The 10,227-nt window shown below is 48.4% G+C and carries 6 protein-coding genes; 2 read left to right on the top strand and 4 right to left on the bottom strand.

Annotated elements, in window-relative coordinates; all coding sequences use genetic code 11:
* The 3 genes from J0895_RS15715 to J0895_RS15725 all read right to left on the bottom strand — a co-directional run.
* Positions 1-423 (bottom strand): cysteine desulfurase family protein (locus J0895_RS15715; RefSeq protein ID WP_207088989.1); only part of this gene is annotated, 423 nt, incomplete at its 3' end.
* Between the two features lie 221 nt (positions 424-644).
* Complete coding sequence (locus J0895_RS15720) at positions 645-1,922, bottom strand: sensor histidine kinase (protein WP_207088990.1); 1,278 nt, start codon at positions 1,920-1,922, stop codon at positions 645-647.
* A gap of 303 nt (positions 1,923-2,225) precedes the next feature.
* Complete coding sequence (locus tag J0895_RS15725) at positions 2,226-7,325, bottom strand: ATP-binding protein (RefSeq protein ID WP_207088991.1); 5,100 nt, start codon at positions 7,323-7,325, stop codon at positions 2,226-2,228.
* Positions 7,326-8,188: 863 nt separating this feature from the next.
* On the opposite strand from J0895_RS15725, the gene J0895_RS15730 reads away from it, so the two are divergent.
* On the top strand, positions 8,189-8,326 hold the full coding sequence (locus J0895_RS15730) for a hypothetical protein (RefSeq protein ID WP_207088992.1): 138 nt from the start codon (positions 8,189-8,191) through the stop codon (positions 8,324-8,326).
* A gap of 527 nt (positions 8,327-8,853) precedes the next feature.
* On the opposite strand, the gene J0895_RS15735 is transcribed toward J0895_RS15730, so the two are convergent.
* Positions 8,854-9,006, bottom strand: a complete 153-nt coding sequence (locus J0895_RS15735; RefSeq protein ID WP_207088993.1) for a hypothetical protein — start codon at positions 9,004-9,006, stop codon at positions 8,854-8,856.
* Between the two features lie 850 nt (positions 9,007-9,856).
* Here J0895_RS15735 and J0895_RS15740 point away from each other — a divergent pair.
* Positions 9,857-10,227: ribbon-helix-helix domain-containing protein (locus J0895_RS15740; protein WP_242541356.1), on the top strand; the 371-nt coding region annotated here is incomplete at its 3' end.

Raw genomic sequence — 10,227 nt, forward strand, 5'->3', positions numbered from 1 at the left:
ACGACAGGCAGTTTCTAACTCGGATAAATCCAGCAATCCATCGGGTTGAACCGGCAAATAGGTGATTTCAAATCCCAAGGTTTCTAAGTAGGCACAGGGGTCGAGAACCGCATTATGTTCGGTTTGAACGGTAATAATATGTCGTCCTTTTTGAAAATAACTTTCCGCCGCACCTTTAATGGCTAAATTATTGGCTTCCGTTGCGCCACTGGTAAAAATGATTTCTTCTGGGGTGGCATGAATAGCATTAGCTAGGGTCTCTCTAGCTTGTTGAATTGCCGCTTCTGCCTCCCATCCATATTGATGATTGATGCTTGCCGGGTTCCCGAAATAGTCGGTAAAGTAAGGCAACATCGCCTGGATTACCCGTTGATCTACAGGGGTGGTGGCATGACAGTCAAGATAAATAGGGCGATCGGACATAAGCAATTTTAGGAGAAACAGTAGGCTCTATAGCAATCCTAAATGATTTATGACATCTTCTCCCCTCTCCCCCTTTGGGCCGCCGACGAGAAAGGGGTGAGGGCATTACACAACTGATTTAGGACTGCTCTAACTTTAGCTTAACTTAAATTAGACTAAAGTTATATCAAAGTCATTGGTATGATTTTCAGAAGGACCCTCGAACAGAAATTACCCTGCTTTCACTCTGGTTGCTGAAAGGCAAAATCTTCAGTCTTGATACCTGGGCGATCGCTCGGTTTTGCAGACTGGATGCGGATGGGTAATTCAATTTTAAATTCGGTTCCTTGTTGAGGATGAGAAATACATTCTATCGTCCCTTGATGTTGCTGTACCACAATTTGATAAACCATTAACAATCCGAGTCCAGTTCCTGAACCGACGGGTTTTGTACTAAAAAAGGGGTCAAAAATTTGAGACTTAATGGATTCAGGAATTCCGGGACCATTATCGGCAATCCGAATACAAATTCTATTTTCGCTTAAACTTTCAGTGTGAATGGTCACGCAACCGGGATGAGAATCGGAATAGACAATGGCTCTTTCTATAGCATCAATGGCATTATTAATGATTTGCAAAAAAGCTTGATTAATTTGGGCCGCGTAGGATTCAATAGCGGGTAATTTTCCATAATTTGTAATCACCTGAATCTGTTGATGAGTTTCATTAGATTGCAACCGATGACCTAAAATTAACAAGGTATTTTCTAGGGCTTCGTTGATTTGAATACACTGGAGTCCAGAGCGTTCAAAATGGGTAAATTCTTGAAGAGATAAGACAATTTTGCGAATGCGATCGCTCCCATTCTGCATAGAACCAATGATTTTCGGTAAATCTTGCAAGATGAAATTAAAATCGATAAATTCGAGTTTAGTTTGAATCGCAATACTGGGTTGATTGACTTCTTTTTGATACAAATGCACCAGGTCAATTAAGTCTTGAGTATATTCTTGAAGATGAGTGAGATTGCTGTAAATAAAAGTAACAGGATTGTTGATTTCGTGAGCCACACCAGCGACGAGTTGACCAATGCTGGACATTTTTTCGCTTTGGATTAATTGAGACTGTGCTCGTTGTAAATCCTTGAGGGTTTTACTCAGGCGTAAACCGGCGCGAACCCGGGCCATTAGTTCCTGGGTATCAATGGGTTTAGAGAGGAAATCATCCGCCCCGGAGTCCAAGCCAATCACGCGATCGGTCACCAGTTCGCGGGCGGTTAAGAGAATAAAAAAGGTACTGGACAAAGAGGGGTTGGCTTTGACGTGTTTGCAGACGGCTAATCCATCCAGTTGGGGCATCATCCAATCGCAAATAATTAAATCAGGACGGAGTTGATCCGCTTGATGGATACCCTCTTGACCATCGGAGGCGATCGCCACCTCATGACCTTCACTTTCGAGCAAGTCTTGCAAAACAATCTGCACCGTAATATCATCATCAATCGCTAAAATTTTACCCATAATCTGGTTACCATTGATAATTTTTGCGTTTAAATTTTTCCCTTTGTCCCAACATAACGTACCCTGATTTTTATTATAATTTAGACTGGCTACTGTTAAAGTATCGGTACTCTCGTTGATAACCTGGGGAGGATTCCAAAACCTGGACTTTCTGCTCCAGTCTGTGAGGACTAGACACTGGGTTTATGGTCTTTTGAAGTGGGAGGCTATCCGGCGAAACCCCTCTGCACAAGAGGGGCTAATTCACAACTCAACCCAGGTTAAAAAATCGGAGGGGGTTGATTAATTGTTTCACCTTCGGATTTAAGGTAATTCGGTTAAATGAGTGTCAATAAACTCGCGAACGCTCTGTAATTGAGCTGGCAAGCGAGATAAAAGTGAGTTGGCTTCAGATAAGCGATTTTCCCGAGCGAGAGTGCCTATCTGTTCAGCTAGGGCTGACATAGCTTGCGCTCCAACATTGGCACTAGAGCCTTTGAGTCGATGGGATACCCGGTCAACCTTAACACAATCATTGGCTTGAATAGCGGAGGCGATCGCCTCGGTATCAGCAGTGGCGGTGTTGGCAAATGCCTCTAACAAGCGGCGCTGGAGTGCGAGTTTGCCGCGAGAGACTTCTTCCAGGCGGTCCAGGTTGATTGCGGATGGGGAGTCCGAGGCGATCGCCTCGGCAGGATCCGGAGGTAGAACCGGAGTCGAGGAATCCGGTTCTGGGGATTTGCTCAACGGGTTGATCCGCTGATGGGGATGAGCAATCCACCGTTCTAAAAGCGCATTCAAGTGATCCAGATGGACGGGTTTGCTGATATAATCATCCATGCCCGCCGCGAGACACTTATCCCGTTCCGCAGACATGGCGTGAGCCGTCAGAGCAATGACAACGGTTTTGTGAGATTTGGACAGGTCCGGGGACTCGCCATCGGCAGAGGGGCAAAGGGACCCGGTTGCTTCGAGTTTGCGGATTTCTTGGGTGGTTTGATAGCCATCTAATCCGGGCATTTGACAGTCCATCAAGACAAGATCGTAGCGCTTTTGGCCGAGGCGGGCGATCGCTTCGACACCATTTCCCACACATTCTCCTTGATAGCCTAATGCCTCTAATTGGTGGAGAATCACCTGTTGATTAATTGGGTGGTCTTCCGCCACTAAAATAGTCACCGTGGAAGGAATCCGGGGTTGCACGGGGGTTTGGGGGGATGGAGAGATGGTGGAACTGCCTCCCCCGGTTTGAGCATAGCCGGTTTGTGGGCGCAGGACCCCGCTCATCAGACTATTCAACAGTTGGGACGATCGCACTGGTTTGACCAGATGTCCTTCTACAAAACTCAACCCTCGTTGTTGTGAGGATTGCACCAGTGCCAAGGCGCGATCGCAATCGGAGAGGGTTGTCATCAAAAATAAGGAAGTTTGTGGGGGAAACGGGGATAATTTTTGAATAAATTCCTCGACGAGGGACGGGTCAGACTCGTTACTCAGCATCCAATCTTCACAATCTGCACCCTCATCTTTAACGTCTTTGTTCTCCTGGCGATCGCGCTGAATTCCTAAGAGCATATTGAGGTCAACAATCGCCACTTGATAGGGTTGTCCTGCGGTGGCCGCCTCTTGCAAAGTCTGGTAGAACTTGCTATAATTATCAACCTCATCAAGACCAATGCCCCAATCTGCAGCTAGATATCGTAACGATTGACGAGTCGAGGCACTCTGGTGAGCTACTAATACCTTAATGGAAGTGAAAGCGACGGGCAGAGCACAACGGGGAATCGAACCCGATACCCGAGTCCCCTGTTTGCGAAACTTGAGTTCAAACCAAAAATTAGAGCCTTGATCGGGGTAACTTTCCACCCCGATTTCTCCCCCCATCAGTTCCACCAATTGTTTACAAATCGCCAATCCCAAACCTGTCCCCCCATAGCTTCGGGTTGTGGAAGTATCCCCTTGAGAAAAGGATTGAAACAGTTTTTTCTGGTGATCGCGCGGGATGCCAATCCCCGTATCTTGCACCGTAAACCGCAGCCAGACTTCTTGTCCTCTGGCATCTGGGGATTCCGGCTTCATCGACTGATTGACCTGAACAACCACCTCCCCCCGCTGAGTAAATTTAATCCCATTGTTAATCAAATTTAACAGAATCTGACGAAAGCGGGCTGCATCTCCGATTAAGTGTTGCGGCACTTTCGGGTCAATCCAGACGGCCAATTCTAAACCCTTCTGATGAGCTGGAGCCGCCAATAAATCCACGACTTCTTCAATACAAGTTGACAGTTGAAAATCTAAAGATTCGAGATTCATTTCTCCGGCTTCCAGCTTAGAAAAGTCTAAAATATCATTGATAACCCGCAACAAATGTTCCCCACTGATGCGGATGGTTTCAGCACAATCCCGTTGCTGATTAGAAAGCGGGGTTTGTAATAATAAACCCGTCATTCCTAACACCCCATTCATCGGGGTCCGAATTTCATGGCTCATGTTGGCGAGAAATTGGGATTTGATTCGGGCTGCTTCTAGGGCAGTTTCCCGAGCTTCCACCAGTTCATTAATATTATCAGTGACAATGGCAATTCCTCCAACTGCCCCAGAGGGACTGTACCAAGGCTGAATTGCCCAACGCTGATAGAGTTTAGACCCGTCCGCCCGTTCCCAGCAATCTTCACTGGAAGAGATAGCTTCTCCCTCTAGAACCCGTTTCAGCAGTGGACTCCATTGCTCAAACAGATCTGGCATCATGTCAAAAAAGTGACATCCGATCCAGGAAGGATGGTTGCAGCAGAGATCGCCATTGTAATCACTCAACCACTTTTGAGAATGGGCAATATAGCGCAAGTCGTGATCAAGCATTGCGATCGCCACGGGTGCGCGATTGATAATTTCTCGGAGTTGCAGGCGCTCCTTTTCCAGAGCTTCTTGGTACTGTTTGCGGTGAGTGATATCTTTGTGAGTCCCTAATATCCGCAGGATGTGCCCTCGGTGATCCCGTTCTACCACCTTTCCCCGGTCCTGAATCCACTGCCATTCGCCGGTTTTGGTGCGAATCCGGTATTCAAGTTCAAAACCCGGCGTCCCGCCGTTGAGATGGTGGTTCCAGGCGGCGATCGCATGGGGCCAATCATCCGGATGAATCAGTCTGCGCCAGGATTGGACCGGATTCTGGGTTTCATCGGGCATCCAGTCGGCGATCGCTCGCCATTTTTTCCCAATAAACAAATCTCCCGTCTCCAGATTCCAATCCCATAATTCCAAATTGCTGCCTTCGAGGGCTAATTGCAATCGTCGGTTACTTTCCTGAAGGCGATCGAGGCACTTCTGATTTTCCCAATCGCATTGCGACGCCCTTTGTCCCTCGCCATCCCCGACCGTAACCTCTACGATATTAGTATAAAGAGTAAAAATCCCCACAACTGCGCCCCTGTCATCGGGAATGGCATGAGCTCGCAAAAAGGCCGTCTTGCCGGTTCGGTCTTGTTTTTGTAACAAGACTTCTGCACACCAACTATACCCTCTGCGGACGCTTTGGCAAATTTCGCGATCCAGTTCGGGAGTGCCGTACAGTTGGGAAATCCCACCGTAAGCATTGATTTCATCACGACTATATCCAAATTGTTCCTGAAATGCTCTATTTTGATAGGTGAGAATCCCGTTGAGGTCGGTGATGGCAACGGCATCGGATGCTTCATTTACACCCCGCTCCAGCCACGATGCTGAGGCGATCGCCAAGGGAACACGATTCACTAGAGTTCGAGTGGGAATACTCACTCGAACTCGCTTCAGGTGTTTGGGATGTTTCAGGAACAATCCGGTTGAGGCGTCCCGATCAGCAGATGTTGGATGAGGTTTGCGGATGCAGGACCGCGATTGTCTCAGTTCCACCGTTAGTAACATTGAGGGTTGTAATTGAATCGGTTGTACTCCAGAGGAATCCCCAGGATTCGGATCCGATGTCAGACTCTCTGGTTCTGCCGATGTCTGAACCCGGTCCTGTGCGATCGCCCTTCGTCCCTTCCAAATCAAGAACACGACTTGATGATACGGATCAAAAACAGGTTTGATAGAAAAATTCACCCCCTTCCCCCTGCCGTTGCTACGGTCAAGTTCAAGGCAACTGCGAACGAATTCCCCCCCAGCGGCTGTCGCGATCGCCTGCTTTAATTGTTCTTGCATCTCGTTATTCTGATGGTCAGTTTCCTGGCATTCAGGAGGAGTCCACCCTCGACTGTTCCAAAAGGGAAGACCCACTTCCTCTTCCATCCCTGAATCATCACTGCCTCTGTCCCCCAGGGTTTGAATCTCCAGAAGGGTTCCCTTGGGTTCTAGTAGTGCGATCGCCTCCCAAGATTGCAGGACCGGGGATGAACCACTCCACTGAATATCTCGGTTAGACTGTCGGCGATAAGCGGCGATCGCCCGTCCTGCGGTTTGCAATAGAGAGATTTCCCCTTGACTGACTGGGTGACGGTGGGGATACTCAAACCCCATCCATCCCAGACAACAGTCATCGGCAATGGCGGGAATCAGCAGAATCGAGGCGATCGGGCGATCGGCAAAAAAAGACCTGTCTGATTCCGGCAGTTCCGCCACCGCCCTCGACATCGCCTGTCCCCCCGAGGCGCTGATCTGCTCTAAATCCGGTAAATTCGGGACCATCCCCTCCCTGGGAAAGTCGTCGGCATACCACTGCGATCGTAAACCAGTCCCCCCCCCATCCTCTGTCCCCTTCGTTTCCCAGAAGTAGGCACCTGTCGCACCAGACACCTGTGCCAGTCGTTGTAAAATCTCTTCATAAAGCTGAGTTTCACTCTTGAAATCTGGCGTTACAGCCATCAGTAACTGTTCCTGAATCTCCACCAACGCCGTCAGGTAGGATGAACCCGAACTGGGATGATCCAGTTTAGGGTCAGGGTCCCCCTGGCATCCCCCAGAGAAATCGCTTTGTGACTGAAACGAACTCCGGTTTGAGCAACCCTTGACCAGGGCAACTTCCCGGGTCAACGGAGGGACTGTTTGCGCCGGAGTGTCTACCGACTGTTGCTGACTTTTTTGGGGATTCGCACTGATCAGGCGACCTTCCCATTGCCAGGATTGTTGTTTTTCAATGGCGATCGCCATTGATTGCATCAAGTCTTTCCAGTGGTCTGAATCTAGGCGAAAACTCACCTCAACCCGAACAGGTTTAGACTGTCCTTGCGGATCACCTTCATGATTTTGTACGGATGTAGCAAGGTTTTTCCCCTCAACGGTTCCAGGAATAGTCTCATCGTCCTGATTCCAGGCTAGATCGAGCAGTTCCAACACAATCCCTCGATTGCGAGTCTCTGTGCTCGGTTGACTAGACTCTACGGATTTAATCGGAGTCAATTGGCGAGTTTTTGAGGATGAGAGTGGGGTGGGTTCTACGGGAATGACCATTTGATATACCTTGTTTTATTTCGACTTTAAATTTTGGAGTGAACTATTCTAAGATTCAACCTTTCCCGGGAAAAGTTACTATGCTGTTGGTGATTTTAATGGTTTCTTTATTTTTTGGCCCAGAAAAAATACTGAATTGCTTCCAGTCTATAGCAGTCCTAAATGATTTATGACATATATAGCTCCCCTCTCCCCCTTTGGGCCGCCGACGAGAAAGGGGTGAGGGCATTCCACAACTGATAAAGGATCTGCTATAGATGATGGCAGGATGTTTAGCTCGGCAGTTGCCTAACTCAATTCTAGGCTTAATGTCACTTCTGCCTTAGTCTAACCCGAGAGTTGGAACCCAGGAAAGATTTAGGGGCGATCGCTGGCAGAGTGGTCAAGGGTCGCCCCTGGGTTGTACTCAATTTTGGGGGCAGTCAGTTAGAGTTTTAGGAACACCTGGATCTTTAACTTTGCACCCCGTCACGCCCTTCTGGGTTAGGGGCGATTTCACTGCCTCACCTGGGTGCAATGGCAAGGCTGTCCACCGGCTTTTGAGTGCCTATATTTCCCCAGGGGTTGACCGGGAGTTAGAAACGATATATTTCCCCGAAAAGGTTATTCTTTAATGGGTTTAGCGGTATTCTGCCGTTGATGAATTGCCACCCTGTATAAAGAACAGTGGTGATCCATACCTAGGGATTTCTGACGGTTGTACTCGTGGCATCATTCCCCGGGGTGTGAGATGGGAGTGGCCCTTTCCACGCTTCCAACAGTGGAGTTGATCGCAAAGGAGAGTCTTTGTGATCGTCAGCGATCGCCACTTCACCCTTCGGGTTTTGAGATCTCAAACCCCATTTATCGACTGCCCAACTGTCATGAATATTGCGAAATATTACAAGAATGTGCGCGTTTCCCAGGGGGATAGTTTTGAGCGTCTCAGCAGTGATTGCCCAATATTAAGACCCGATGTGGGGAGGCGATCGCATCCGCTTTCCCGCATCGGGGTTTTCTGAAAAAAATTCTCCAATTTTTCAAAGGAGGCATAAGGCACAGTCTTGTCCTCAGCCCGGTCAATGGGAATATTATCGGGGTTAGAGTTCCCGGAGGTGACAAGTTTGACCGGATGAGGCAACTGTCAAATACCTGGATCTCTTCTTTGGGTGCAGGTTGCCTCCGGGGGAAATTCCTGATATCAAATCCCCCTGAATTTCAGCCCAATCTCAGCGGGCTTTTCCCCTGGGGTAAAAGGTAGCTATCCCTTGAAGAGTCAACCCGATTAGGGGAAGGATGGGGGATCTCCGGTACAAATACTAGAGGGGTTTGAACGGATTTGATTGCCGAATGTTCACCGGAGTGATCTGCATCGTCCCATTGCGATGGGATGGGATTGAAGATCTATCCCAGCCTCAGTGCAATGGGCCGATCGCCCTCGGCTGTTAGGCCACTCCTGATGGGATTGAACCGCTGTTTGATTGGGTTTAAGCCCGAATCAGTAATCGAGGGAATCCTGCTCTTATTTTAGGGGATAGGGGGAAACATTTTATGGAGGCGATCGCTCCTGAGTTTGAGTCCGGGAATGGAGTTGGGTTAAACCCAAATTGGTATAAATTAGAGTCGAGGACGGCCTAACCCCAGAGATTTCAGACCCATCTATTTTACCCAACTTAAAGTATTGGGCAAGCGGTACAGCCACGGTTCATCCGGCGATCGGCTCAGACTAGAGCGTCGATACCTGAACGGAAAGACAAACCGAGTTTCTTTTTAAAATCTCTGCGGATTCGCCACCAATCTCATGCAGAAACCCAGTTTGTGGTCCCGGTGATCAACAACTCTACCGGCATCCTAGGGGTTAAGGATTCCGGGACGGATCAAGAATAGCGAACCGAGCCATTCTGTACAATTAACTAGCTACTCCGGTAGTGTATTCCAGTTAATAAAAGTCTTTGCTGTTTCAAGTCACCTCTGAAGGGTAGAGGAGGGGAAGTAACCCGACGATCGCACTCCGGTGGCGATCGGCTAATCAAAAAACAAAAGTTTTTGACGAAATCAACGGATTCACTTTACAATAAAAATCGGGATTGTTAATGCAGAGCCATTTCAATACCACAGTAGGGAGAACCGGCTTAATCGCGATCGGCCCAACCGATAGCGCAAGACAGGCGGTCTTACGGAAAAAAAGAGTGGAGCAGAGTTCGCAAAACGCTTGGCCACCGGATTTTTCCACCGGATGTCTCCAACGCCAAGGCGATCGGGCCAATCAAATAACTAGACTTGTAAGTAGGAAACTGTTTTATAGTCGTGTTATAAAGGTTAAATCAACGGCGCACTCCCAAGGGAGAACGTCCGTCTACAAGCGCGATCGGCTGCCAACTGAAGCGCAACCTTTCATCACATTCGTAAACGCGATCTAACCCTTCTAGTAATATTCGTTGCTAAAAGTAGACGCGCTTCGATGTATTTTCGATCTATAAATCCCAAATCAACCCTGTATGACGTCCCCAAGACGCTATAGGATGGGATAACCCTGTATGACGTTATAGAAAATGCCAACCAAACCAGTTACCTTAAGACTACCCGAAGAACTCTTAGAGGCGATCGATGAGATGGTTGTCTCCACCGATACCAATCGCACCGAAGTCGTGGTTAAAGCTCTCCAACAAGTCTTTTCCGGAGAAGCAACTCAACCCACCCCGACGACAACCCCGGCCACAACTGCAACCCCGGCAACAACTCCCGATACCACACTCATACAACGACTCGAAGACCTAGAGGTAAAAATCTCTAGCGTCATGGATCGCTTAGACTCTGATGTTCTATCCCGTCTAACCAAACGAGTCAGCGTCTTAGAAGAAGGATTAACTTCCTCCGAACCGCCGACCCCGGTCGAGACTCCGAGTACCACCAAAACTGCCAG

The sequence above is a fragment of the Phormidium pseudopriestleyi FRX01 genome, from assembly GCF_017313335.1.
GTDB lineage: Bacteria > Cyanobacteriota > Cyanobacteriia > Cyanobacteriales > Laspinemataceae > Laspinema > Laspinema pseudopriestleyi.